The sequence below is a fragment of the Candidatus Njordibacter sp. Uisw_039 genome, from assembly GCF_047730075.1.
Lineage (GTDB): Bacteria > Pseudomonadota > Gammaproteobacteria > Pseudomonadales > Balneatricaceae > Njordibacter.
This window is the reverse complement of record NZ_CP159831.1, coordinates 192,078-216,653: the sequence shown is the minus strand read 5'-3', so window position 1 is coordinate 216,653 and position 24,576 is coordinate 192,078. Positions and strand designations below refer to the sequence as shown.

24 protein-coding genes, 1 tRNA gene and 1 pseudogene are annotated in these 24,576 nt (G+C 44.8%); 16 read left to right on the top strand and 10 right to left on the bottom strand.

Annotated features, from left to right (window positions below; all coding sequences use genetic code 11):
• Window positions 1-101: 101 nt before the first annotated feature.
• Window positions 102-1,910 (bottom strand): translational GTPase TypA, encoded by a 1,809-nt coding sequence (typA, locus tag ABXT70_RS01025; RefSeq protein WP_443641325.1) that lies wholly within the window; start codon window positions 1,908-1,910, stop codon window positions 102-104.
• Window positions 1,911-2,361: 451 nt separating this feature from the next.
• On the opposite strand from typA, the pseudogene glnA reads away from it, so the two are divergent.
• From glnA to trmL, 4 genes and pseudogenes are all read left to right on the top strand, one after another.
• Window positions 2,362-3,767 (top strand): annotated as a pseudogene (gene glnA / locus ABXT70_RS01020) (glutamate--ammonia ligase).
• A gap of 99 nt (window positions 3,768-3,866) precedes the next feature.
• Window positions 3,867-4,940, top strand: a complete 1,074-nt coding sequence (glnL, locus tag ABXT70_RS01015; RefSeq protein ID WP_443641324.1) for a nitrogen regulation protein NR(II) — start codon at window positions 3,867-3,869, stop codon at window positions 4,938-4,940.
• Complete coding sequence (ntrC, locus tag ABXT70_RS01010; RefSeq protein WP_443641323.1) at window positions 4,937-6,328, top strand: nitrogen regulation protein NR(I); 1,392 nt, start codon at window positions 4,937-4,939, stop codon at window positions 6,326-6,328. The genes glnL and ntrC overlap by 4 nt, the downstream gene beginning before the upstream one ends.
• Before the next feature lie 70 nt (window positions 6,329-6,398).
• Window positions 6,399-6,857 carry a tRNA (uridine(34)/cytosine(34)/5-carboxymethylaminomethyluridine(34)-2'-O)-methyltransferase TrmL gene (gene trmL / locus ABXT70_RS01005; RefSeq protein ID WP_443641322.1) on the top strand — a complete coding sequence of 153 codons (459 nt, stop codon included), beginning with the start codon at window positions 6,399-6,401 and terminating at the stop codon, window positions 6,855-6,857.
• A gap of 9 nt (window positions 6,858-6,866) precedes the next feature.
• Here the strand turns inward: trmL and secB are convergent, their stop codons facing one another.
• From secB to ABXT70_RS00990, 3 genes are read right to left on the bottom strand one after another with little or no spacing between them, the layout of a single operon-like run.
• Window positions 6,867-7,427: a protein-export chaperone SecB gene (gene secB, locus ABXT70_RS01000; RefSeq protein ID WP_443641321.1), complete on the bottom strand. Its 561-nt coding sequence runs from the start codon at window positions 7,425-7,427 to the stop codon at window positions 6,867-6,869.
• 41 nt (window positions 7,428-7,468) lie between these two features.
• Window positions 7,469-7,729: a glutaredoxin 3 gene (gene grxC / locus ABXT70_RS00995; protein WP_443641320.1), complete on the bottom strand. Its 261-nt coding sequence runs from the start codon at window positions 7,727-7,729 to the stop codon at window positions 7,469-7,471.
• A 24-nt stretch (window positions 7,730-7,753) separates the two neighbouring features.
• The gene (locus ABXT70_RS00990; protein WP_443641319.1) at window positions 7,754-8,170 is read right to left on the bottom strand and encodes a rhodanese-like domain-containing protein; all 417 of its coding nucleotides are present in this window, start codon (window positions 8,168-8,170) and stop codon (window positions 7,754-7,756) included.
• 139 nt (window positions 8,171-8,309) lie between these two features.
• Between ABXT70_RS00990 and gpmI the strand changes: the two genes are divergently transcribed.
• The 4 genes from gpmI to ABXT70_RS00970 are packed head-to-tail and all read left to right on the top strand — an operon-like array spanning window position 8,310 to window position 12,988.
• Window positions 8,310-9,854, top strand: coding sequence for a 2,3-bisphosphoglycerate-independent phosphoglycerate mutase (gene gpmI, locus ABXT70_RS00985; protein WP_443641318.1), 1,545 nt, complete (start codon window positions 8,310-8,312; stop codon window positions 9,852-9,854).
• A gap of 55 nt (window positions 9,855-9,909) precedes the next feature.
• Window positions 9,910-10,992, top strand: a complete 1,083-nt coding sequence (locus ABXT70_RS00980; RefSeq protein WP_443641317.1) for a murein hydrolase activator EnvC family protein — start codon at window positions 9,910-9,912, stop codon at window positions 10,990-10,992.
• Window positions 10,993-11,001: 9 nt separating this feature from the next.
• Window positions 11,002-12,186 carry a S41 family peptidase gene (locus tag ABXT70_RS00975; RefSeq protein ID WP_443641316.1) on the top strand — a complete coding sequence of 395 codons (1,185 nt, stop codon included), beginning with the start codon at window positions 11,002-11,004 and terminating at the stop codon, window positions 12,184-12,186.
• Between the two features lies 1 nt (window position 12,187).
• Window positions 12,188-12,988: a divergent polysaccharide deacetylase family protein gene (locus ABXT70_RS00970; RefSeq protein WP_443641315.1), complete on the top strand. Its 801-nt coding sequence runs from the start codon at window positions 12,188-12,190 to the stop codon at window positions 12,986-12,988.
• Here the strand turns inward: ABXT70_RS00970 and hisF are convergent.
• Genes hisF through hisB form a run of 4 tightly spaced genes read right to left on the bottom strand, consistent with a single transcriptional unit; the run spans window position 12,962 to window position 15,767 of the window.
• The gene (gene hisF, locus ABXT70_RS00965) at window positions 12,962-13,735 is read right to left on the bottom strand and encodes an imidazole glycerol phosphate synthase subunit HisF (RefSeq protein ID WP_443641314.1); all 774 of its coding nucleotides are present in this window, start codon (window positions 13,733-13,735) and stop codon (window positions 12,962-12,964) included. The genes ABXT70_RS00970 and hisF overlap by 27 nt on opposite strands.
• Window positions 13,736-13,761: 26 nt before the next feature.
• Window positions 13,762-14,496: a 1-(5-phosphoribosyl)-5-[(5-phosphoribosylamino)methylideneamino]imidazole-4-carboxamide isomerase gene (hisA, locus tag ABXT70_RS00960; RefSeq protein ID WP_443642469.1), complete on the bottom strand. Its 735-nt coding sequence runs from the start codon at window positions 14,494-14,496 to the stop codon at window positions 13,762-13,764.
• Window positions 14,497-14,530: 34 nt separating this feature from the next.
• Complete coding sequence (gene hisH / locus ABXT70_RS00955) at window positions 14,531-15,166, bottom strand: imidazole glycerol phosphate synthase subunit HisH (RefSeq protein ID WP_443641313.1); 636 nt, start codon at window positions 15,164-15,166, stop codon at window positions 14,531-14,533.
• Window positions 15,167-15,173: 7 nt separating this feature from the next.
• The gene (gene hisB, locus ABXT70_RS00950) at window positions 15,174-15,767 is read right to left on the bottom strand and encodes an imidazoleglycerol-phosphate dehydratase HisB (protein ID WP_443641312.1); all 594 of its coding nucleotides are present in this window, start codon (window positions 15,765-15,767) and stop codon (window positions 15,174-15,176) included.
• Between the two features lie 158 nt (window positions 15,768-15,925).
• On the opposite strand from hisB, the gene mutY reads away from it, so the two are divergent.
• The 4 genes from mutY to ABXT70_RS00930 all read left to right on the top strand — a co-directional run bounded on the left by mutY (window position 15,926) and on the right by ABXT70_RS00930 (window position 18,792).
• Window positions 15,926-16,969, top strand: coding sequence for an A/G-specific adenine glycosylase (gene mutY, locus ABXT70_RS00945; protein ID WP_443641311.1), 1,044 nt, complete (start codon window positions 15,926-15,928; stop codon window positions 16,967-16,969).
• Entirely contained in the window at window positions 16,966-17,238 is a 273-nt protein-coding gene (locus ABXT70_RS00940; protein WP_443641310.1) for an oxidative damage protection protein, read from the top strand. The genes mutY and ABXT70_RS00940 overlap by 4 nt, the downstream gene beginning before the upstream one ends.
• A gap of 136 nt (window positions 17,239-17,374) precedes the next feature.
• Window positions 17,375-17,450: transfer RNA gene (locus tag ABXT70_RS00935), tRNA-Phe, on the top strand.
• 112 nt (window positions 17,451-17,562) lie between these two features.
• Window positions 17,563-18,792 carry a hypothetical protein gene (locus ABXT70_RS00930; protein ID WP_443641309.1) on the top strand — a complete coding sequence of 410 codons (1,230 nt, stop codon included), beginning with the start codon at window positions 17,563-17,565 and terminating at the stop codon, window positions 18,790-18,792.
• A gap of 169 nt (window positions 18,793-18,961) precedes the next feature.
• Here ABXT70_RS00930 and ABXT70_RS00925 read toward each other — a convergent pair whose 3' ends face one another.
• Both ABXT70_RS00925 and ABXT70_RS00920 read right to left on the bottom strand, forming a co-directional pair.
• Entirely contained in the window at window positions 18,962-19,531 is a 570-nt protein-coding gene (locus ABXT70_RS00925; RefSeq protein ID WP_443641308.1) for a tyrosine-type recombinase/integrase, read from the bottom strand.
• A gap of 293 nt (window positions 19,532-19,824) precedes the next feature.
• Complete coding sequence (locus ABXT70_RS00920; RefSeq protein ID WP_443641307.1) at window positions 19,825-20,274, bottom strand: hypothetical protein; 450 nt, start codon at window positions 20,272-20,274, stop codon at window positions 19,825-19,827.
• An 82-nt stretch (window positions 20,275-20,356) separates the two neighbouring features.
• Between ABXT70_RS00920 and ABXT70_RS00915 the strand changes: the two genes are divergently transcribed.
• From ABXT70_RS00915 to ABXT70_RS00900, 4 genes are all read left to right on the top strand, one after another.
• On the top strand, window positions 20,357-20,692 hold the full coding sequence (locus tag ABXT70_RS00915; RefSeq protein WP_443641306.1) for a DUF6626 family protein: 336 nt from the start codon (window positions 20,357-20,359) through the stop codon (window positions 20,690-20,692).
• Between the two features lie 104 nt (window positions 20,693-20,796).
• Window positions 20,797-21,144, top strand: coding sequence for a hypothetical protein (locus ABXT70_RS00910; RefSeq protein WP_443641305.1), 348 nt, complete (start codon window positions 20,797-20,799; stop codon window positions 21,142-21,144).
• A 419-nt stretch (window positions 21,145-21,563) separates the two neighbouring features.
• Complete coding sequence (locus ABXT70_RS00905; protein WP_443641304.1) at window positions 21,564-22,763, top strand: DUF6538 domain-containing protein; 1,200 nt, start codon at window positions 21,564-21,566, stop codon at window positions 22,761-22,763.
• Window positions 22,764-23,761: 998 nt separating this feature from the next.
• Entirely contained in the window at window positions 23,762-24,574 is an 813-nt protein-coding gene (locus ABXT70_RS00900; RefSeq protein ID WP_443641303.1) for a tetratricopeptide repeat protein, read from the top strand.
• The last annotated feature ends 2 nt before the right edge of the window (window positions 24,575-24,576 follow it).

The following is a 24,576-nucleotide window of genomic DNA, read 5'->3' as shown; positions in this document are numbered from 1 at the left end:
TATAAACTAACAGACTCTATCGTAAGCTGATAGCTCCCAAATTCTTTTCGCTCACAAAAAAGCCGGCGCTTAAGCCGGCCTTTTGTTGGCGTTAGCGATGCTTACTTAGGTGCACGCTTACGTGCAGTTTCCGTAAGTAGACGCTTTCGTAAACGGATAAAGTGAGGTGTCACTTCAACCAACTCATCGTCTTCGATAAACTCAAGCGCTTGCTCAAGAGAGAACCGAATAGGTGGGCTAAGCACAATGTTCTCATCGGTACCTGCCGCACGGATATTGGTAAGCTGCTTACCCTTAGTTGGGTTAACCGCCAAGTCATTACCACGGCTGTGAACACCTATAAGCATACCTTCGTATACATCAATGTTTGGCTCAACCATCAAACGGCCACGGGTCTGCAGGTTAAACAAAGCGAACGCTAAGATCTTACCTTTAACCATGGAAACCAATACGCCGTTTTGACGCTCAGCCAACGCACCTTGCTTCACCTGACCGTAGTGATCGAATACAGAAGTCATTACACCACTGCCCGAAGTTAAGGTTAAGAACTGACCACGAAAGCCAATCAAACCACGTGAAGGAATAAGGAATTCTAAACGTGTGCGGCCTTTACCGTCTGGCTCCATGTTGGTCATATCTGCTTTACGGCGGCCCATTTCTTCCATCAACGAACCTTGATGCTGATCTTCACAATCGATCAATACCGCTTCGTATGGCTCCATCATCACGCCATCAACTTCTTTCTCGATTACCTGTGGACGACCCACACCCAACTCAAAGCCTTCACGACGCATGCTTTCGATTAATACTGACAAGTGCAACTCACCACGGCCTGATACTACAAAACGATCTGGAGAATCACCCTGCTCAACACGTAGGGCTACGTTGTGAATCAATTCACGATCTAAACGGTCACGGATGTTACGGCTGGTAACAAACTTGCCGTCTAGACCAGCAAACGGTGAATCGTTCACTTGGAACGTCATGGATACTGTTGGCTCATCAATGCTTAGAGCAGGCAATGCTTCAATATGGTCTGGATGACAAATGGTGTCAGAAATATTCAAACCATCTATACCAGTTACGCACACAATATCGCCAGCTTGGGCTGTTGGCACATCAATACGCTCAAGACCCATGTAACTCATTACATTTTGTAACTTAGCTGCGCGCTGCTTGCCATCGGCACAAACCACTTTAACCTGTTGCCCTAGCTTCATACTGCCACGCTTAATACGACCCACGCCGATAACGCCTACATAGCTTGAGTAGTCCAAGGCGGAAATTTGCATCTGTAAAGGACCTTCAAGGTCTACATTTGGTGCTTTAACATGTTCAACCAAAGCTTCGAACAATGGTGTCATATCATCAGACATGTCGTCTGGTGATGAACCAGCGATACCGTTGATGGCAGACGTGTACATTACCGGGAAGTCTAGCTGCTCATCAGTCGCTCCTAAAGAGTCGAACAAATCGAACACCTGATCCATAACCCAATCCGGACGTGAGCCTGGACGGTCGATCTTGTTGATTACAACAATTGGGTTAAGGCCCTGTTGGAAGGCCTTTTGAGTTACAAACCGTGTTTGTGGCATAGGGCCATCTACGGCGTCCACCAACAACAATACGCAATCTACCATAGATAGAACGCGTTCTACCTCACCACCAAAGTCGGCGTGTCCTGGTGTGTCAACGATGTTGATATGGTAACCATTCCAACTTACAGCAGTGTTTTTTGCTGTGATGGTAATACCACGTTCTTTTTCTTGGTCGTTAGAGTCCATAAGGCGCTCTGTGCCTTGGTCACGACGGTCAAGGGTGCCGGATTGTTCTAGCAACTTGTCTACCAAGGTGGTTTTACCATGGTCTACGTGGGCTACAATCGCCACATTTCTTAACTTTTCGATCATCTCACTACTCCAAACGGCCTCAATTGAACATGGCCAAAATACGTATGGGCGTTACTGTACTGCAGCGCCAAAAAAATGCAGCGCGAATTATAGCAAAAGTAAGGTGATAACACAGCACCTAAGGGGAAACAAGAACAACATTCATGCAGCTTTATACTTATGCACCCTATTGGTGCGAACGGTCTTCAAATACGACCCTTTTTAGTGCAAACTATACCTATATTGGCTGTTAATTTTATTACACTGTCCCTTAATTAAGGCGGTACCATATTAAAAGTCACATGCATGTGACCAAAACCGCCATAGAGAGTCGCTTTTAACGCATTACACAAAGTTGGCACGAGCGTTGCTATAGTAATGAACAGTAATAAACAGTAATGTCAGCCAACACGCTGCAACCCATACACGTTAACCCTCCGGCGCTTAAGCCGGTTTTGATTGGAGAGACTTTATGTCCGCAAATACCCTTAAGATGATCCAAGACAGCGAAGCGCGCTGGGTGACCTACGTTTCACCGATACCAAAGGTAAAGAACACCACGTAACGATTCCTGCGCGCGTTGTAGACGAAGACTTCTTTTCTGAAGGACAAATGTTTGATGGTTCGTCAATTGCTGGCTGGAAAGGCATTAACGATTCAGACATGATTATCATGCCTGACGACAGCTCTGCTGTATTAGACCCATTCACAGAACAAACCACAGTAAACGTACGTTGTGACGTTATTGAGCCCGCTACTATGCAAGGCTACGACCGCGACCCACGCTCTGTTGCCGCTCGCGCTGAAGAATACCTTAAGTCTACAGGTATTGGTGACACTGCATTCTTTGGTCCAGAGCCAGAATTCTTTGTATTTGATGACGTAAAGTGGAAAGCCGATATGCAAGGTGCCATGTACGAAATCAATTCTGAAGAAGCAGCTTGGCAGTCTAACGCTACTATCGAAGGCGGCAACACTGGCCACCGTCCTGGTGTTAAAGGCGGTTATTTCCCAGTTCCTCCAGTCGACTCTTCGCACGATATGCGTGGCGCAATGTGTGACGCAATGGAAGCTATGGGTGTTGAAATAGAAGTACACCACCACGAAGTGGCAACGGCTAACCAAAACGAAATCGGCACTAAGTTCAGCACTTTAATTCGTAAAGCTGACGAAGTTCAGATCATTAAGTACTGCGTACACAACGTGGCTCACGCTTACGGCAAGACAGCTACCTTTATGCCTAAGCCAATCGTTGGCGACAACGGTTCTGGCATGCACGTACACCAGTCTATTGCTAAAGATGGCGTTAACCTTTTTGCAGGTGACGGCTATGGTGGCTTGTCTGACATAGCACTATACTACATTGGCGGTATAATTAAGCACGCTAGGGCGCTTAACGCTTTCACTAACGCCTCTACTAACGCTTACAAGCGCTTAGTGCCTGGTTTTGAAGCCCCTGTCATGTTGGCCTACTCTGCCCGTAACCGCTCTGCGTCTATTCGTATTCCATACGTAAGCAACCCACGCGGTCGTCGTGTAGAAGTGCGCTTCCCTGATCCTACAGCCAACCCTTACTTGTGCTTCGCGGCATTGTTAATGGCAGGCCTTGATGGCATTCAGAACAAAATCCACCCTGGCGATGCTGCCGACAAGGATTTGTATGACCTACCTGCTGAAGAAGCAGCCGCAATCCCAACGGTTGCTAGAAGCCTAGAAGAGGCCCTTGATGCACTAGAAGCAGATCGTGAGTTCTTAACTCGTGGCGGCGTATTTACTGACGAAATGATCGATGCTTACATCGAACTTAAAAACGGCGAAGTTGAAGCAGTAAACAGCGTAACTCACCCTGTTGAGTTTGGCCTTTACTACTCTTGCTAATGGCATAACAAAAGCCCTCCTAGGAGGGCTTTTTAAGCACACTCAGCGCACTAATTTGGTGCGCTCGATTATTGCCACAGATTATTAACACGGAGTGCAATGCCTAATCCACTGCAAGCCAGCCAAGCTCTTGCTAGCCTGGTTAACCATTTAACCACCGCCATCGTTTTGGTTAACGCTCGCATGGAAATTGTGGTCCTTAACTTGGCTGCAGAGAATTTATTTCGGGTTAGTCAGCATCAAATGCAATTGGAACCCATCGGGGCTTTACTATCGTTAGATCCGCTTCTTAAGCGGCAGTTACAGCATAGCTCAAACCATCAACAATCCTTTACCAGTCGCGACACCCAAATCCAACAAGCCAACGGCCATAGGATATGGGTAGATTTGACCGTTACCACTGTGGACGAACAAGGCAGTTTAGCCTTAGAGATACAGCCTTTAGAGCGTGTGAAGCGACTCACACTAGAAGCGCGCATGACAACCCAACAGCAAGCATCATCTAACCTTGTGCGCAACCTTGCCCATGAGATCAAGAATCCATTAGGTGGAATTCGTGGCGCAGCGCAATTATTACAAAGAGAACTAAACCCTTCTTTACACGAGTTCACTGACATCATTATTTCTGAGGCTGATCGCCTAAGAGACCTTGTAGACCGGCTACTCGGCCCCCAGCGCCAAACCCAAAAGCAGGCCTGTAATATTCACCAGATACTGGATAAAATAGACCAGTTATTGCGTGCTGAGGCTGGTGACCAAGTACAGCTAATACGAGATTATGATCCCAGTCTGCCAGAACTGCTCATCGACGCCAATCAAATGACACAAGTGTTCTTAAACGTAGGGCGCAATGCCTTGCAAGCACTGGTAGAGCATCAGATTAACGGCGGCCACATTAGCCTAAAGACAAGGGCTGTGAGACGCTTCACCATCGGCAACACCTGTCACCGCTTAGTGTGCTGCATCAGCATAAGCGACAACGGCCCTGGTATTGCTGCAGACCTTAAAGAAGACATATTTTTCCCACTGGTGACCCATCGTGCTCAAGGCACAGGACTGGGCTTAAGTATCGCCCAAAGCCTTATACAGCAGCACCAAGGTCTGATCGAGTGTGATAGCCAAAAAGGCCAGACTTGCTTTAATATTTACTTACCCATGGAGAACCTCCCATGAGCCAAGATGTATGGATAGTAGACGACGATCACGCCATTCGCTGGGTGTTAGAGCGCGCCTTACAACAAGCACAAATCAGCAGTCGCAGCTTTGAAGACGGTCAGCAGCTGTTGGATGCGCTTGAGTCTGACTCACCCAATCTGATTGTTAGCGATATTCGTATGCCGGGTATTGACGGCCTAAGCTTATTACAACGGCTACAACAACAGATAGCTCATGTGCCCGTCATTATTATGACCGCGCACTCTGATTTAGACAGCGCCGTAGCCTCCTATCAAGGTGGCGCTTTTGATTATCTACCAAAACCGTTCGATATTGATGAGGCTGTTGCCCTAGTGCAACGAGGCTTGCAACATGCTCAACAGCAAGCGGGTACTAGCACACCAGAACCAGCGCCCGCTAGCGCCCAAATTATTGGTGAAGCCCCTGCCATGCAGGAGGTGTTCAGAGCCATTGGTCGCCTTTCGCAATCCAATATGACGGTAATGATTAACGGCGCTTCGGGCACCGGTAAAGAGCTTATTGCCCAAGCACTGCATCAACATAGCCCAAGGGCTAATAAACCTTTTATTCCGTTAAACATGGCCGCTATTCAGAAAGACCTTATTGAGTCTGAACTCTTTGGCCATGAAAAAGGCGCTTTTACAGGCGCAGCCAACCAGCGCAAAGGGCACTTCGAACAAGCCCACGGTGGCACATTGCTGTTAGATGAAATCGGTGACATGCCAGCTGAAGCCCAAACTCGACTATTAAGGGTGTTGGCCGACGGTGAATTTTATCGTGTGGGCGGCCACAATCTAGTTAAAGTGGATGTGCGTATTATCGCAGCCACCCATCAAGATTTAACCAAACGAGTAGAACAAGGGTTATTCCGTGAAGACCTGTTCCACCGGCTTAACGTTATCCGCATACCCCTGCCAAACCTTAGCCAGCGCAGCGAAGACATCCCTGCTCTAGCAAGGCACTTTCTAGTGACCAGCGCTAAAGAACTTGCAGTAGAAACAAAACAACTCTCCAGCGCCGCTGCAGAACATTTACAAAAATTAGATTGGCCTGGCAATGTTCGTCAATTAGAAAATGTTTGCCGTTGGCTAAGCGTTATGGGCAGCGGCAACCAAATCTTGGTTAGTGATTTACCTCCAGAGCTACAAGAGCAAATCTCCAAGGTTAGCATTGAAGAAAACTGGCAAGATTCATTATCAAAATGGGCTAAGAAAGAACTCCAATTTGGCCAACAACAACTACTCGATAAGGCCCTGCCTGCATTCGAGAAAGTGATGATACAAGCTGCCCTAAAACACACCCATGGTCGCCGTAGAGAAGCTGCAGAATTATTAGGTTGGGGTAGAAACACCCTCACCCGAAAAATAAACGAATTAGGGCTTTAGGCAGAGTTAGCATATGTTTAATTGTTGAACCATACTTAACACCCAAATACTTCTAGGGCCGAACAACACCATGTTACACCTTGTGCTTTTTGAACCAGAAATTCCACCCAATACGGGCAATATTATTCGCCTATGTGCCAACACGGGGTTTCAATTACATTTAATTGAGCCCCTAGGCTTTAAACTAGAAGATAAATCACTAAGACGCGCTGGGTTGGATTATCACGAATGGGCGCACATGCAAGTGCACAAAAATTACACCGAGTTTCTTGCTAGGGTACAACCTAAAACTGTCTACGCCATGACTACAAAGGGCAGTGATTGCTTTAGTAAAGCCAAGTTTAAAAAAGATGACGTGTTATTATTTGGCCCAGAGAGCCGAGGCCTGCCCGAAGAGATTAGGGCAAGATGTGACGGCAGAATTCGCCTGCCCATGACAGCACAAAGCCGCAGTTTGAACTTATCAAATTGTGCGGCTATTGTAGTTTATGAAGCATGGCGCCAGCTTAACTACGAAGGCGCTAGCTAGGCGCGCACGTTAATGCGTCTGTTCTGGCGTAGCTTCGCCTGCTTCAGTTCCAGCTTCAGCAGCTTGAGTGGCTTGCTGTGCCATGCTCTGTGCATACAAAGCATCAAAGTTAACTGGTGCAAGCATTAAGGCTGGAAAACTGCCTCTTTGCACTAAGTTATCAATGGCTTCGCGGGCATACGGGAACAGGATGTTAGGGCAAAAAGCACCCAATACTTGACCCATAGACTCTTTAGGTACGTTGGCGATGTGGAACAGACCCGCTTGCTGCACTTCCGTTAAGTAAACCGTCTTTTCTTCTGCGGTAGCAGTGATGGTTATACGTAAAACCACCTCAAAACTGGTTTCATTAAGCTGGCGAGCCTGACTATTTAAATCCACACCTACTTCTGGCTTCCAATCAGCTGTGAATGATTGTGGTGAATTAGGTGATTCAAAAGACAAGTCTTTTAAATACACACGCTGGATCATAATTTGTGGCTGGTCGCTAGCTTCTGAAGCTGCTGCGCCTTTTTTTTCTTCGCTCATGTCTTTTTCTTCTTCGCTCATGTCTTTTTCTTCTTCACTCATGCTTAATTCTCTTTGATATATTCTATATGGAAATACTTCGTTTACGAAGCCGCTAGCAAGGGATCTAGTTTTTGCTGGCGTTCCAACATATGTAATTCATCACATCCACCAATGGCACTGCCATTAATAATAATTTGCGGCACTGTATAGCCACCAGTGAGTTGCATCATTTGCTGGCGTACATCACTACGGCCATCAACACTAATTACTTTATAAGCCACGCCTTTGCTGTCGAGCAAACGTTTGGCCCTAAAACAATAGCCACATAGGCTAGAACTGTACATTATCACCTGTGTCGTCATAGCTGCGGCCTCAGTCTTAGATATTCATTTACGGACAAGTGGCAAGTTCTGCCCTGTCCATTCGGCCATACCACCGGCCATACGATGCACGTTGGTATACTCTGCCTTTTTTAACACATTCGCTGCACTCGAGGATGTCTGACCTGTCTTACAGATTATAACTATGGGTTTATCTTTGTGTTTTTCAAGCTCTGACATGCGTTTTGTTAGATCAGCAAAAGGAATGTTCTTAGACCCAATCACGCGGCCAGCCTTAAAATCTGCAGGAGTACGGATGTCGAGCAATAAGGCATCTTCTCCATTAGCTAACACGGTCGCTTGTTGTGGCGACACAGACGGAGCAGCTTTGCGCCGTTCTGTGATCAATAACACCGACAATGTCAGCAGCAAGGCCAATACCATTTCCCAGTGATTGATTGTAAATTCGAGGTAACGTTCCATAAGCTTTATTATTCCCAACGATTAATAGGTTCTGGGCCGCCATAAGGACGACGAGTTCGGCGGCATTATACGCCATAGCATGGATAAATTGGGGGTGGACTGCTAAAATATTAAGTGCCATTTGCTGATAACGGACACCATGACCACTTCTAGCCCAAAAGCCCTCATCATTCTTGATGGATGGGGACAAAACGAATCATCTGCTTCTAATGCTATTAAAGCAGCGATCACACCCACCTGGGATGCTTTGCTGGCAAATCATCGCCACACTTTAGTAGGCACGTCTGGTGCTGATGTAGGCCTACCCGATGGCCAAATGGGCAACTCCGAGGTAGGCCACATGAACATTGGCGCTGGGCGGGTGGTGTATCAAAATTATACACGTATCGGCAAAGCCATTGAAGATGGTGATTTTAATACTAACGAAGTGATCCTTTCTGCCATTGATAAAGCCGTAGCTAATAAAGGCACGGTACACATCTGTGGCTTGTTATCAGATGGCGGCGTGCACAGCCATCAGGATCATTTATTTGCAACCTGCCTGTTAGCTCACCAACGTGGAGCCACAGCTATTATTGTACACGCATGGTTAGATGGCAGAGACACGGCGCCCAGCTCTGCACAAGATTACATACAAGCGCTAATGGATGCCCTAGAGCCTATAGGTGGCCGCATTGGTAGTTTGTGTGGTCGTTATTTTGCTATGGATCGAGACCACCGCTGGGAGCGAATTGAAAGTGCATACCGCGCTATGCGTTACGGCGAAGCAGAGTATGAATGCTTATCGGCTCTTAATGCATTACAAGAAGCCTACTTAAACAATGTCACAGATGAGTTTGTGCCCGCTACGGTTATTTTAGATCAGCGCGGCCAGCCCGCCACCATTGAAGATGGTGATGCTATGATCTGCGTCAACTTTAGGCCCGACCGCTCACGCCAAATTACCCGTGCGTTTGTGGATGACGAATTTGATAACTTTGATCGTGGAGAGCCCCTTGATCTAGCAGAATTTGTGATGATGACGGAATACAGCGCCGACATAGACACAGCCTGTGCTTTTCCGCCAACCCATGTAAAAAATGATCTTGGCGAAGTAATGGCCAACCATGGCAAGACGCAATTACGTATTGCCGAAACTGAAAAATATGCCCACGTCACCTTCTTTTTTAGTGGTGGTCAAGAAGCACTGTACCAAGGCGAGAGCCGTGAGCTCATTCCCTCACCCAACGTCGCCACCTACGACTTACAGCCCGAGATGAGTGCGCCAGAACTAACTGACAAACTCGTTGCCGCCATCGAAAGCTGTGCCTACGATCTAATTGTATGCAACTTTGCCAACGCAGATATGGTGGGGCACACGGGTAAATTTGATGCGGCCGTTAAAGCGGTTGAAGCTGTGGACGCCTGTCTTTCACGTATCGTTTGTGCCTTGGAGAATGTCGGTGGCGAGGCGTTAATTACCGCCGACCATGGCAACGTAGAACTAATGACCAACCCAACCACTGGCCAACCTCATACAGCCCATACGTTATGGCCTGTGCCTTTGGTTTATGTGAGCGGCAGAAACGGTAACGCAAAACTTTCTTCTGGCGTGCTAGCTGACCTAGCACCAACCTTGCTGCATTTAATGAGCCTAGAACAGCCCAAAGAAATGACTGGGCGTAACTTGGTGGAATTTAGTTAAATTGCGTTTTATAGCCAACTTAACGTGTACTTTGCTTTTGCTCATAAGCACAGGGTTGTCAGCCAACAGTGAGCAGCAAGTTCAACAACGTATGCAGCAATTGCAAAGCGATATCGGCAGCTTACAGTCGTGGCTTCATAACGCGCAAAATAAAGCCTCCGATTTACAACAACTGCTGCGCAGTAATGAACAAAATATCAGCAGCCTTCGCAAAGCCATACAACAAAACCAACAGGGCAGCCAAAAAGCTGCTGCCCATCTCGCCAAGCTGCAACAGCAATCCAGCCATTTTCAAGATGCCTTAGCCGAACAAGAGCAGCAACTCGGCGGCCAGTTAAAAAGCCAGTATCAGCAAGGACAGAATGCAGTTGGCAATCTGTTGCTCAGTTTAGATAACCCTGCGGCTCTTGCCCGGAATATGGCTTATTACCAATACTTAAACCAGGCCAGCGCCGAGCAAATGGCTGCCTATCGCCAAACATTAAACAGCCTCGCATTAGTACAACAAGAGCAAGCTGACCTAACCCTAGAATTACAGCAGAGTGCCAAACAACTACAAACGCAAAACCAACATTTAAAACAAGCTAAAACTAAACTTGCTACTAATCTTAAACTGTTAAATAACAAACAAGCCTCAAAAGCCCAACGTTTAGCCAGTGCCAAGGCTGATCAAATACAAGCTCAAGAGCTACTAGAACAAATTCAAGTGGCCATTGCCAAAGCCAACATTCAAGTGGCAGGTGCCGCTCTGGCTGACGCTAAGGGCAAACTACCTTGGCCCCTAAAGGGCAAAGTACTTAACCGTTTTGGGGTTTCACAAAGCCAATACCCTCTAAGCCAACAAGGTTGGTTGATTGCAGCCCCTGAAGGTTCGGATGTGGTGGCAATCCACGGCGGGCATGTGGTTTTTTCCGATTGGTTAAAAGGTTATGGATTGGTTATTATTGTTGATCACGGCGATGGTTTTTTAAGTCTGTATGGACAAAATCAAGCCCTCTATTTGTCTGTGGGAGATTACGCCGCTGCTCAACAACTTATCGCCAGTAGCGGAAAATCTGGTGGCAATACCAAAGCTGCATTGTATTTTTCTTTGCGGCGACAGGGCAAGCCCTTAAATCCTAAACAATGGTTGCAATAAGGTTACCTTATGCGCATTAAACTGACCCAGTTCAAATCCCAACCCCAGATTAGACGACGAGCTGTTCGTCTGGCACTTGCCCTTGTGCTAGGCCTGTCAATCTATTCAAACACCATGGCTGCGGCACCAGTAACACAGGCCTCTGTGCCATTAGCTGCGTTGCAGTCATTTGTAGCAGTGTATGAACGCATTCGCCTGCAACACGTAGAGGCCAAGACAGACGAAGAGTTATTACAGCTTGCCCTTGAAGGACTGATCTTAAAACTCGACCCCTTTTCTAGCTATTTAGATGCCGACGACATGATTCGTCTGCAACAAGACACCCGGGGGGAATACTCTGGAATTGGTGTTGAACTAGTACCAGAGGGTAATTATATTCGCATAATTACCCCTATCGACAGTAGTCCAGCATACCGTGCTGGAATCCAGCCTGGAGATTGGATCACTCATGTACAAGGCACAGCCGTTAAAGGGCTTGATGTGCACGCCATTAATCAATTGATGAGTGGTGAGGTTGGTACAGAGGTGGCGCTCATTATTTTACGTAATGGTGAAGAGCTTAAGTTCGCCTTAACTCGTGAGATCATTACTACAAAAAGTGTTCGTAGCGAGCTTATGGCTGATAACGTAGCCTATCTTCGTATTAGCCACTTCCAAGACCACACTGGGCAAGACCTAGTAGAACAAATGGAGCGGCTTAAGTTAGCTGGGGCCGATCGTTGGTTATTAGACTTAAGGAACAATCCTGGTGGTACTTTAGCAGCAGCAGCAGAAGTGGCCGATGCATTTTTAACTGAGGGTATCATCGTCACCACCAAGGCGCGTCAACGACATGGCAACATGCGTTTTGATGCCAGCTCGACAGACCCCAGTGAAGGCTGGCCATTGGCCATACTCATTAACAATGGTAGCGCTTCAGCATCTGAGATTGTCGCCGGTGCTATAAAAGATCATCAACGTGGCCAACTGGTAGGCAATACCAGCTTTGGTAAAGGCTCAGTACAGTCTATTATTGCATTGCCAGAAGGTGCAGGCGTTAAACTAACAACGGCTTACTATTACACACCTGACGGTCATAATATCCACCTAAAGGGAATCGAGCCTCACTTAAAAATAGACAATACCAGTATAGAGGACGATCTACAGCTTACTAGTGCACTGGATCTAGTTAATTTCTTAGATGCCAAAAAATAGCATGACGGCCAATCTTGTTATGGTCCCTAAGTGCATTAATACCATTATATACCCTTTTATTTGGTTGCTGCTCATACCTTTTGTTGCCTCCACTTATGTAGTGAAAGCTGATGAGTTTCAGCCGTCTATGGTAATTATCATAGACGACCTAGGCTATAACCTTGCCAACGGGCTAGGCATTGTAAATTTGCCTGGCCCAATTACCTTAGCAGTAATGCCTCATACCCCTTACGGTGCATTATTGGCTCGTCAAGGTGCTGCAGCAGATAAGCAGATAATGCTCCACGTGCCTATGCAAAACCACGCAGGCCTCAGGCTAGGCCCTGGTGGCCTTACCTTAGATATGGACGAACATCAGTTCAAACAGGTGTTGCGAGAAGACCTTGCCAGTGTGCCCCACGCAGAAGGGCTAAATAACCACATGGGTAGCGCCTTAACTGAACAAACCCTACCCATGCAATGGACTATGGATGTAGCCAACGAGATGGATTTATTTTTTGTAGATAGTCGTACAAGCGCAGCCAGCGTTGCTTTGCAACAGGCTCTATCTCGAGCTGTTCCAGCACTGACAAGAGACGTGTTTTTAGATAACGATACCAGTACAGACGCACTAGAAATACAGTTTCAAGAGGCCATGGACATTGCCCATGAACATGGCCACGCTGTTCTTATTGGCCATCCCTACCCAGCCACGGTGGAGTTTTTAAGAAAATCGCTGGGCAGGTTAGATGAAGCTGGCATAAAACTCACCTCAGCGACGGCGCTAATCCGGCAGCTACAGCCGCATCTCAATGCCCTTTGAGGCCATATACTGTTTTGCTTGAGGAATAGTGTATTCGTTAAAATGGAAAATACTAGCCGCCAATACGGCATCAGCCCTGCCGTCAATCACACCATCTACTAGGTGGTCCAAGTTACCCACACCACCAGAAGCGATCACGGGCACAGACACGGCATCACTAATGGTGCGCGTTACGCCTAAATCATAACCGTTTTTAACGCCATCTTGATCCATGCTAGTAAGCAAGATTTCACCGGCGCCGTAATCCACCATTTTAATAGCCCACTCAACAGCATCAATACCCGTAGGCTTACGACCACCATGAGTAAATATTTCCCACCGTGGTGTTTCGCCTGGGCCACTTACTTGCTTTGCATCTATAGCCACCACAATACACTGGGCACCAAAACGGTCAGCTGCTTGTTGTACAAAATCTGGGTTAACCACGGCTGCCGAATTAATGCCTACTTTATCTGCACCTGCATTGAGCATGCGGCGAATATCTTCACAGCTTCTAATCCCTCCACCCACAGTGAGGGGAATAAACACTTCACTAGCCATCTTTTCTACCGTGTGCACCATGGTGTCACGGTTTTCGTGGGTAGCACCTATGTCTAAAAAAGTAATCTCATCTGCGCCCTGCTCATTGTAGCGTTTAGCCACTTCCACAGGATCACCAGCATCACGAATATCAACAAACTGCACGCCTTTAACAACACGGCCGTTGTTAACATCTAAACAGGGGATAATGCGTTTGGCTAAGCCCATGGTGTTTTCCTTAAAATAGCTAGTGCTTAGCTTTGTGCATCGCAATAGGATTGTGCTGCAGCCAAATCTAACGTGCCTTCGTAGATAGCCCGGCCTGTAATGGCACCTACAATGCCATCTCTAGCAACGGCTGCAAGCGCACGCACATCATCCATGTTAGTGACGCCGCCAGAGGCAATTACTGGGATACCCGCTTCCCTAGCTAGATGACGAGTAGCTTCTACGTTAACACCCTGCATCATGCCATCACGGGCAATGTCCGTATAAACAATAGAACTCACACCATCATTACGAAAACGCTTGGCTAAGTCTACAGCCTTAACGTCCGTCACTTCAGCCCAGCCTTCTACAGCCACCATGCCATCACTGGCGTCTAAGCCAACTATGATACGACCTGGAAAATCACGACATGCTTGGGTCACAAAGTCTGGATCACGCACGGCTTGAGTGCCAATAATCACATATTCAACGCCAGACTGAAGATAGGCTTCAATAATGTCTACATTACGAATACCACCACCAATTTGAATAGGTAGCTTAGGGTGTGCCATGGCAATGGCCTTAACAATATCCCCATTGACAGGGTTACCAGCAAAGGCACCATTCAAATCTACCAAATGCAATCTTCTACAGCCTGCATCTACCCATTGGCTAGCTACGGCCACTGGGTCTGCAGAGAACACAGTAGACTCTTCCATACGGCCTTGGCGCAGGCGTACACATTCACCATCTTTTAGGTCGATGGCTGGAATCATTAACAAAGGGTTTTGAGACATATACGATTTGCGGCAGCGTTTAGCTACCGTCCCACTGTAAGAAGTTTTGTAAAAGTTTAAGGCCTGCTGAGTGGCTTTTTTCTGGGTGAAACTGCACTGCAAAAAGGTTTTCACGGGCCAAAGCCACATCAAACTCAAGGCCATAGTTGCAGGTAGCAGCCACTAGATCGCGCGCTTCGGTGCGCACATAATAGCTGTGCACAAAATAGAAACGACTATTGTCTTCTATACCATCCCAAAGCTTGTGAGGGCGCTGCTGTACCTGGTTCCAACCCATGTGCGGCACCTTCAAATGAGCTTCTTGCACACTTGATTGGTCACCAAAGAAGGACACATTACCTGATAATTGGTCTAAGCAATCTATGCCACCGTTTTCACTGGAGCGTTGCATAAGGGCCTGCATACCCACACAAATACCGAGCATTGGCTTTTTGCCCATTTGGTCGGCCACGATTTGGTCAACACCAAGGCGTTTGATCTCAGCCATACAGTCACGAATTGCACCAACCCCAGGCAAAAGAACACGATCACTAGCTTCAATTTTAACCGCATTGTTAGTTACATACACACGGGTATCTGGGCAAACGTGTTCTAGGGCCTTGGCAACGGAATGTAAATTTCCCATGCCATAGTCTATAACTGCAATGGATTTCATAGCGCGCCTATAAACTGCCTTTGGTAGACGGCATCATTCCTGCCATACGTTCGTCAGCACTTAAGGCCATACGTAAAGCACGGCCAAAGGCTTTAAACACAGTTTCTGCTTGGTGATGGGCATTTTTACCACTTAGGTTGTCGATATGTAACGTAAGCTTGGCGTGGTTTACAAAACCACGAAAAAACTCATCAAACAAATCCACATCAAAGCCACCAATACGACCACGGGTATACTTTACATGGTGAAACAAGCCTGGGCGGCCAGAGAAATCCAACACCACGCGAGACAGCGCCTCATCAAGGGGCACGTAAGCGGAACCATAACGCGTAAGGCCTTTTTTATCACCCACGGCTTGGTTTATGGCCATACCCAAGGTAATGCCCAAATCTTCCACCGTGTGGTGCGCATCAATATGCAAATCACCCTTGGCGATAATGTCTAAGTCAATCAATCCATGACGCGCGACCTGCTCCAACATATGGTCTAAGAAGGGCAAACCCGTAACACAACTATACTCACCAGTGCCGTCTAAATTAACACTGACTTTAATCTGAGTCTCTAGGGTATTCCGTTCTACGGTGGCGGTACGTGCCGACATGAGATGTCCTCTCGTTTAATAATGGGTAAAGCTACACAATAGGCTGAGATTATACGGCCTTTAGCCGCTATTTTACAAAGCACAAACGTCCCTAAAAGCGATAAAACAATTGTATACTCAGCATTACCTGCATTTGCGCACCCATAAGTCCTCAATTAATGACTACAAACACCTCTTTTGCTGAACAATTACTCATATGGTTCGACCAACACGGCCGCAACCACCTACCTTGGCAGAAAAACCGCACCGGTTACCGTGTGTGGGTATCTGAGATCATGTTGCAGCAAACCCAAGTAGTCACTGTCATTCCCTATTTTGAACGCTTTATGGAGCGCTTCCCTGCAGCAAAAGATTTAGCAGAAGCTGATGTTGACGAAGTGCTAAGCCTGTGGACAGGCTTAGGTTATTACAGGCGAGCCCGTAACCTCCATGACAGTGCTATAGCCATTGCAGAACAACACCAGGGCAATATGCCAAAAAACATAGACGCCCTTATAGCGCTCAAGGGTATAGGCAGATCTACTGCAGGAGCGATCCTCAGCCAAGCCTATAACGAACCAGGCATCATACTTGATGGTAATGTTAAGCGGCTACTCACACGTCTACATGCCATAGAGGGCTGGCCCGGGCAAAGCAAGATAGATAAACAACTTTGGCAAATCGCCACAGAGCTCACGCCAAACCAGCGTAATGCAGATTACACCCAAGCCATCATGGACATAGGCGCAACCATCTGCAAACCCAAACAGCCACTATGCGTGGCCTGCCCCATGCAAGCACGCTGCCAAGCACTCGCACTAGACAGAGTTGCATCCATCCCCACACCTAAGCCCAAAAAGGTATTACCACACAAAACCATCAGCGTGTTATTACTCAAAAACCAACAAGGCCAAATTCTACTAGAACAGCGCCCTAGCAAAGGCATTTGGGGTGGGCTTTGGAGCCTGCCAGAATTTGTTAACCTCAAAGCACTACAAACACAACTCGCGTTAGATGGGCTACCAACCAACACCAGGCCCATAACACCCATCAAGCACGTATTCAGCCACTATAAACTCACCATAGAGCCTCATCTTTTGGTGCTCAGTAACATGCTACAAAAAGTTTCAGAAAATAATAGAAGTCAGTGGTACGACAGCCAACAACTGCATACAATAGGCTTAGCGACACCGATCAAAAAACTACTTGAGAAAACCCAATGACCCGCACCGTTTTTTGCACTAAATACAAAGCTGACATGGACGCTATGGATCGCCCACCTTACCCAGGTGCCAAAGGCCAAAAGCTATTTGAAACTTTATCCAAACAGGCATGGCAAGATTGGTTAGCACACCAAACAATGCTCATTAACGAAAAGCACTTAAATATGATGGATCCAGAAAGCCGCTCATACCTGCAAGGGGAACTGGATAAATTTGTCTCTGGTGATAATTACGACCAAGCGGAAGGCTACGTGCCACCTTCTGCTTAGAAAAAACCCACAACAATAAAGAAAATAACCATATTTCAGCAACTTATTGTTGACAGCAAAAAGCAAAACGGGTTTAATACTGCCCTCTTCTTGGTAGCCAAACAGTGCGCAACCAGCACAGAAGAAAGAAAGTATTGCCCGGATAGCTCAGTCGGTAGAGCAGAGGATTGAAAATCCTCGTGTCGGCGGTTCGATTCCGTCTCCGGGCACCATTATTATCATATATTTCAATAACTTACTGTCGGTTTACTAAACCACATTTCTATAGCATACTTGTAGCATACTTTAACTCCTGCGCCTATGTTGCGTTACGGTGAGTTTGCCATGCACAACGCTACACACGTAGTCATACCTAAGCTTTGTTCACTTTACAAACAACCTCGTAGCACACGATGGTATGCCCGCATCAAAATGGATGATGGGACTTGGTACAGAGTTGCAACTAACGAGCTTGAACTTGAAGCGGCTAAAAGTTGTGCACTTGAGTTGTATTATGAAGCCACCATTAAAGGCAAAAACAACCTCCCCCAAAATACACGTAGCTTTTCAAGCATAGCCAAAAGTATCGTTAAAAAACTTGAAAGTACGCGTGAAACAATGCAGTGGAAACAAACTTATCAAGCTTACATTTACGCTATCAACAAATACCAAATACCCTACTTTGGACACTGCAAGCTAGACAACTTAAAAGACAAGTACGAAGGCTACGTTGACTATGTTGCAAAAGAGATAGGCAGAACACCAGCACAAAGTACACTTAGTAATCACCATGCCGCACTCAAAATAATACTAGATGAAGCAGTAGCGCGTGGTTGGGCAAACACAAGTACTCTGCCAATTATCAAAAACATAGGTAAGCAAAGTTCACGTCGTGCTACGTTCGAAATAGATGAGTATAGATCGCTTATAGTAAAGCTAAGGCATTGGTGTAAAAAGCCAACACATCGTAAAAAAGATGCAGAAATAAAACTGCTACTTTATGACTATGTACTCATTCTTGCTAACAGCGGAATAAGGCATGGGCGTGAGGCAATGGAGATTACTTGGCGTAATATTAGTTTTGAAAAAAGCAGAAAGGGGAACGACATTGTTACTATTAATGTAATAAAGAGAAAGGGACGTAAAGCAACAGAAGAAAGACGAACAGTCGTAGTACGTCACAACGCATTTAGTGATGTAAAGAAAGTGCTCACACGTTTAAAAGATAGAAATCCAAAATTTGACGGCAAAACACTTGAAGCCATAATCAAGCAAAGAATTGATGAGCCACTATTTGTACTAGTGGATGGCACTCAACCTAAACGTATGGACGGCACGTTTAAGAAGTTTTTACGTAGTTCTGAACTGTTGGTAGGTGCTGAAAACAAAGACAGAACTTTATACAGCTTTAGGCACTTTTATGCGAGTCAGCAATTACTACGCAAAATACCCATTACTATCTATTTACTGGCAAAACAGATGGGCACCAGTGTAAAAATGATTGAACATCATTACGGTCACATGGAAACGTTTCAAAAGGCTGATGAACTAAGTGATTGGCGAGACATTGATTGAAGGTGATAAAATCATAGTAAAAGAGAGTCACATTTAATGGCAGTATATAACGCTAATATTTGCTTTTGATTTTCTCTTACTTGCTTAGACTTTGGTAAATTCTTATCCAACCAATTTTTGTGTCGTTCAGCTATTTTTAGTTCTTTTGACAACTTGTGTTTTGACTGCTTCATATAAGTTCTACAGCATTACTACATAAGTCATCATTAATCTCAATGTACCGCTGTGTTGTTTGTATGCTTTTGTGTGATGCTAATTCAGCAATAACACGCACACTTACTCCACTTGTAGCAAGCTTAGTAATAAAACTGCGTCTACCGCTGTGGCTAGTTGCTCCAACAATACTGCAACGTGCGTATAAACGCTTTAGTAGCTGTTGTAGCGTGTTAGCATCAAACCGCTTACTCTTTTGTGTAGTAAACAAGTAACCGCTGTTATTGACGCTTGTATTGCTTTGCAGATAGCGTTTAATAGCTGATTTAGCTTTAGTGTTAACAAATACTCGTCTGCTATCACTTCCTTTCGTTTGTTCTGCACTTAAAAATATAATGTCATTAACTTCATCTTTGTCGTTAACTACATCAGAAAGCTTTAAACTAGCTACTTCACTAACCCTACAACCACATAAGTGTGTAAGTAGTAGCATTGCTCTATTGCGTTCTGCGTGTCTGTCAAATGCATCTATGTAGTCTAATACCTTCTTAAGTTCCTTTTGTGTAAGTACTTTTGCTTGTTTCATTTCAGCCTCTAATGTTTAGTTTTCATTTACATAAGTATATTTTCAAACATTAGTTATTCCTACCTTTTATCAGTAGTTGTATATCTTCAATAGTTTCAATTGGTTACTTCATAATGTTTAGTATTGTGTATTTCTAAACATTATCTATTAGTAACTATGATGTTGCTTAAGTGTTAGACACAGTAAGAACTTTGCTTAACTAATAGAGTTAAACAATAATTACTAGTTAACGTAGTTCAACCAGAGCAATAGCTACTTGGTGCTTTCAATAACTTAGTCGATTAAATTGTTGCCTAGTGTGTGCAGTCGAGTATCAGTACTTCAGTTTCAAGTGTGTCTATCTCTTTACTGCAATACCCTGCTATCCGTTCGTGTTTACTTAATCCCACAATTTGTAAGTCATATGCGTTTGTTACTTTCCCAAATAGCTTATGTGCCTGTTTTATTATTTCTTTATTCTGCTCTGCCGTAATGCCTTTTGTATAAAAATGTATGTGCCTGTTTTCCCTACTTTTGCCTTTCTCAATATAAACCATTCGCCTTAACCTAATGCCTTGCCTTACTGTCTTTTGTCCAAGTACTTTCCTATCTAGCATATTGAAAAAGTAACAAGCACGTTTACGCACTATGTAATTATTGATGCTCCAACCATCTATAAATTTTATAGTTCCAAAAAACGCAAAGTCTCCGTCACTGTTCCACTGCGTATATGCTCGCTTTAACTCTTCTACTTCCGTCTTCAATGTCTAATCTCCTGCTAAATAAGTATGCGTTGGATGGAAACGTATAAACGCATATAGTTATTTAGCAACGGAGTGAAAAAAGATGAGCAAAAGTGTTTTTACTGAGACATTTGAATTACTAAACAGCATAGGTGTAGTGCAAACACAGAATGAGTTTTGCGTGGATTGGTTAAACAAAAGCGAAAGCTACTTTCGTTGTTTGCGTTTTCATAAGCGTCAACCATCAACACAAACTATTGCTATTTGCAGTAGTAAGCTAAAGCACTACAGTAGATTGTTAGAAGCAAAAGCAGATGACAAAAGTAAGCTACTCGCTAACAACTTTTCTAATCTTTCACAAAATTTAGATGATGTTATTTTTACTGCCAGCAAGTCTAAATGGATGACAAATATGGAAACACAAAAGACGATGTACTGAAAAGGTATTGGCATCCCAACAAATCATCCACGTACTTTTTTATAGGGAAGTACTTACAGAAGTTAGGTGGTGATTTTTAGCCACAACAGAAGGGAACTACAACGATGGATTACAAAGATGATATGCGTAAGCTGATTGATATTGTTAAACAGAAAAGCTTGAATGCGCCGTTAGCTCAGACATTAAACGATATGAACATATTGACGAGTGCTGTAAGTGACTTGAGTGATAGATTGAGTATACGTGTTAGAAAAACTACTCAACCAAAAGTTAACCAGGCAACCAAAAAAGGGACAAGCAATACTATTAGTAAAGCTTCTTCTATTCCTTCACTTCCTATTCCAAAACCCAATCTGCCAAGTAAACGTAAACCCCTTCCAAGCAATAAACCACAAAGTCTGTCAGCAAAGCAAAGTGCGTTAAATCCCATTAAACCTAAATCACCAATTTAATCGTTTTTCAATTAACGCTTTGTATTTCTAAAGTGTTTAGAAACTGCATATAAGCATACACATTCATAGCATATATTTTCGATTTGGCAGAGTGACTGACAGGCATAGTTATGCTTTTTTCAAATACTCTTCATCAATAGCAATTTACGCTACAATAACTGATTGCACTCGCATAATTCTAATAAAACTATAGCATACTGTATAGCATACAATTACAAATTAACTTTAACTTGTTGATAATTATTAATTTATGGTGACGTAATTTATTGAAAATCCTCGTGTCGGCGGTTCGATTCCGTCTCCGGGCACCATTATTACCTTATATTCCCACTTATATATGCACACTCGTTCGGACTTCGTCCTCACTCAAACATGAGTGCACCCCTAATTCTGTAAGCGTTTCACTGGCTTTGCTCCTTGTGGCTGATCATGTCACCCAAGGTGCTACACGGGAGATGTTTACGATGGTGTTGTCGAAACTGCAGTTGTTTTCAACAAGATATTTGTACCAAAGAGATGGTGTGTTTTACTTCCAGCGGGATGTTCCTGTGGATTTGAGACACCACTATCCGAATAAGAAAGTTGCGTTCAGTCTACGCACTAGATCACTCTCTCTTGCTCAACGAGGTGCTGCGTCGATAGCTACAAAGTTGGATTCTGATTGGTTTAGTTTGCGGATAAACGGCATAGCACATGCTGGCATGAATCAGCAGATTATTAATTATGTAGACAACTCTCCATCTATGACTGATGCACTGCAAATCTACTTACATTTGAAAGCAGATAAAAAGCCTCACGCATTTACTACAGGTGCAACTAGAAATGTTGATTACCTTACTGAAGCTATCGGTAATAAGCCTATCGCTTCTTATACAACAATAGATGCAGGTAAGTTTCGAGACTGGCTAATTGCTAAGGGCATGATCACCAGTTCTCTAAAGCGTGTTCTGTCTAGTATCAAGGCAATAGTTAACCTTACAATCAGTGAGCATGGCTTAAGTATGAAAAACTCCTTTGCCAATGTCTTTCTTCCAGATATTGGTTCAGGTTCTAAACGACTTCCAGTGTCCTCTAGGGACATCACTACTATTCAAAACACATGCATGTCTATTGATGATGAGATTAGATGGCTGATTGGACTCATTAGCGATACAGGATTGCGGTTATCTGAAGCTGCGGGACTGTTAAAAGAAGACGTGAGGCTAGATCATTCAGTTCCACACATTATCATCACGCCAAACGCACACAGACGACTAAAAAATAGTGCCAGTGAGAGAATAGTACCCATATCTGGAGTCGCTTTGTGGGCAGTAGAGCAAGCAACAAGATCAACTAGCCCTTCCTTCTTATTTCCCAAGTACATGAAAACAGGCATATGCAATGCCAACTCAGCATCAGCTGCGGCTAACAAATGGATCAAGTGTATAGTATCGGATAAGGTATCAGTCCATTCGTTTAGACATTCGATGCGTGACAGACTAAGGGCTATTCATTGCCCAACTGAGGTAATTGATCAGATTGGTGGATGGTCTACAGGATCAGTTGGAAGTAGATACGGAACTGGCTATCCCGTTGAGATCCTTGGTGAGTGGATGCACAAAATGACAACACCATCGTAAACATCTCCCGTGTAGCACCTTGGGTGACATGATCAGCCACAAGGAGCAAAGCCAGTGAAACGCTTACAGAATTAGGGGTGCACTCATGTTTGAGTGAGGACGAAGTCCGAACGAGTGTGCATATATAAGTGGGAATATAAGGTAATAATGGTGCCCGGAGACAGCTAGTCTTACAGTTCCTTTCCTTTGAGTGGCACTAAGACCCTTTGTTCTGGAAGCCTCTTAACCATACTGCTAGCTTTCAAAGCTGTCAATCTTGTTTGAAACTACTGCAGAAACCACTACAGTAAAAAGCTTGGCCATTTAAGGCTTTTCAGCTGAACACAATCGTCAACATTTACGCCTTTCCACTTGCAGTCTTACACTCAAACTATGGCAGATTAAGCCTCACCTGAAGCATCTGTAGAGGGCCTGTGGGAGCCTTACAGCTCACCCAAACCAAGACACAAAAGACCCGCACAAGCAGCGTCAACAGCAACACGCTCGCTCTCATCTGCAGTGCCTTTACCTGCTCTGAAACACTCTAGATGGGGGCATGGGCCAGTACCCCGTACCCCGTTATTATATACCGGCTGTTACACGGAAAAGCCTTTTGAAGCTGTAAACCAGTTGCGATAAGTGTATGTATCTTGGTTGCCGTATATGGCTGCAGTTGAGGTGTTGGTTGTATGGGAATACATGCTGGCACTGAAGGTAAACACGTTAGGTAATAGAAGATTGCTAAGTGTTACTAGTACCCTATTACCTGTGTGATACCTGAAGTGGGTGTGTTTTTTATTTAAGGGTATAGAGGTGTTATTCAATTAACTTAATAGTACCTTCAGTAGAAAGGTAGATAAGTGCTTACACTAAAGGTGTCGGCAATTTAGGTTCATCACGTTAGGTAGGTAGATTAGGTTTTGGTGGGGGTGGTTAGTACTTCAGACATTTCCTCTATTAATAATGACTCCATATTAGTAGTATCTATAATAGTATTAAAGAGCTTCAAGGATATGAATATGAATTTAAAAAGAGTAATGACTGGATTAACACTTTTATTCCTATTGGGAAGTGGAATGGCGATCGCTGCTGATTTTAATAAAGGTGTAAAAGCATTCAATTCAGGTGACTATAAAACTGCTATAGCAGAGTTCAAACCTTTAGCTGAGCAGGGTGACGCTTCGAGTCAACATAATCTGGGGCTTATGTATGAATTTGGCTACGGTGTGCCAGAGAACGATAAGACCGCAGTAAAGTGGTACACCTTAGCTGCTGAGCAAGGTATGCCTAGCGCTCAATATAACCTGGGGCTTATGTATGATAAAGGCGAAGGTGTCCCACAGAACTATAAGACTGCAGTAAAGTGGTACACCAAAGCTGCTGAGGAGGGTGTTGCTCAAGCTCAATCTAGTCTGGGGACTATGTACGCTAATGGCAGAGGTGTGCCAGAGAATGATAAGACCGCAGTGAAGTGGTTTACTAAAGCTGCTGAGCAAGGGCTTGCTGAGGGTCAATTTAATCTAGGGGCTATGTACGCTAATGGCAGAGGTGTGCCAGAGAATGATAAGACCGCAGTGAAGTGGTACACCTTAGCTGCTGAGCAAGGATATGCTATAGCTCAAAGGTATCTAGGGGCTATGTACGACTTTGGCGATGGTGTGCCTCGGAATGATAAGACCGCAGTGAAGTGGTACACCTTAGCTAGTTATAACGGCAACGGAGTTGCTCGTGAGAATAAAGATAAGGTAACTAAACAAATGACTCCAGCTGATATATCCACAGCACAGGACATGTCTAGCCGATGTTTAGATAGCAACTATACGGATTGTTAAAG

Excerpts from the sequence above, each read along its gene's own strand:
- hisB (WP_443641312.1), bottom strand. The coding sequence starts at position 15,767 with ATGTCGGCACGTACCGCCACCGTAGAACGGAATACCCTAGAGACTCAG.
- ABXT70_RS00975 (WP_443641316.1), top strand. The coding sequence starts at position 11,002 with ATGCGCATTAAACTGACCCAGTTCAAATCCCAACCCCAGATTAGACGA.
- gpmI (WP_443641318.1), top strand. The coding sequence starts at position 8,310 with ATGACCACTTCTAGCCCAAAAGCCCTCATCATTCTTGATGGATGGGGA.
- glnL (WP_443641324.1), top strand. The coding sequence starts at position 3,867 with ATGCCTAATCCACTGCAAGCCAGCCAAGCTCTTGCTAGCCTGGTTAAC.
- ABXT70_RS00970 (WP_443641315.1), top strand. The coding sequence starts at position 12,188 with ATGACGGCCAATCTTGTTATGGTCCCTAAGTGCATTAATACCATTATA.
- grxC (WP_443641320.1), bottom strand. The coding sequence starts at position 7,729 with ATGACGACACAGGTGATAATGTACAGTTCTAGCCTATGTGGCTATTGT.
- ntrC (WP_443641323.1), top strand. The coding sequence starts at position 4,937 with ATGAGCCAAGATGTATGGATAGTAGACGACGATCACGCCATTCGCTGG.
- ABXT70_RS00900 (WP_443641303.1), top strand. The coding sequence starts at position 23,762 with ATGAATTTAAAAAGAGTAATGACTGGATTAACACTTTTATTCCTATTG.
- ABXT70_RS00925 (WP_443641308.1), bottom strand. The coding sequence starts at position 19,531 with ATGAAACAAGCAAAAGTACTTACACAAAAGGAACTTAAGAAGGTATTA.
- ABXT70_RS00930 (WP_443641309.1), top strand. The coding sequence starts at position 17,563 with ATGCACAACGCTACACACGTAGTCATACCTAAGCTTTGTTCACTTTAC.
- secB (WP_443641321.1), bottom strand. The coding sequence starts at position 7,427 with ATGAGTGAAGAAGAAAAAGACATGAGCGAAGAAGAAAAAGACATGAGC.
- hisF (WP_443641314.1), bottom strand. The coding sequence starts at position 13,735 with ATGGGCTTAGCCAAACGCATTATCCCCTGTTTAGATGTTAACAACGGC.
- ABXT70_RS00915 (WP_443641306.1), top strand. The coding sequence starts at position 20,357 with ATGAGCAAAAGTGTTTTTACTGAGACATTTGAATTACTAAACAGCATA.
- hisH (WP_443641313.1), bottom strand. The coding sequence starts at position 15,166 with ATGAAATCCATTGCAGTTATAGACTATGGCATGGGAAATTTACATTCC.
- ABXT70_RS00990 (WP_443641319.1), bottom strand. The coding sequence starts at position 8,170 with ATGGAACGTTACCTCGAATTTACAATCAATCACTGGGAAATGGTATTG.
- ABXT70_RS00910 (WP_443641305.1), top strand. The coding sequence starts at position 20,797 with ATGGATTACAAAGATGATATGCGTAAGCTGATTGATATTGTTAAACAG.
- trmL (WP_443641322.1), top strand. The coding sequence starts at position 6,399 with ATGTTACACCTTGTGCTTTTTGAACCAGAAATTCCACCCAATACGGGC.
- ABXT70_RS00940 (WP_443641310.1), top strand. The coding sequence starts at position 16,966 with ATGACCCGCACCGTTTTTTGCACTAAATACAAAGCTGACATGGACGCT.
- typA (WP_443641325.1), bottom strand. The coding sequence starts at position 1,910 with ATGATCGAAAAGTTAAGAAATGTGGCGATTGTAGCCCACGTAGACCAT.
- mutY (WP_443641311.1), top strand. The coding sequence starts at position 15,926 with ATGACTACAAACACCTCTTTTGCTGAACAATTACTCATATGGTTCGAC.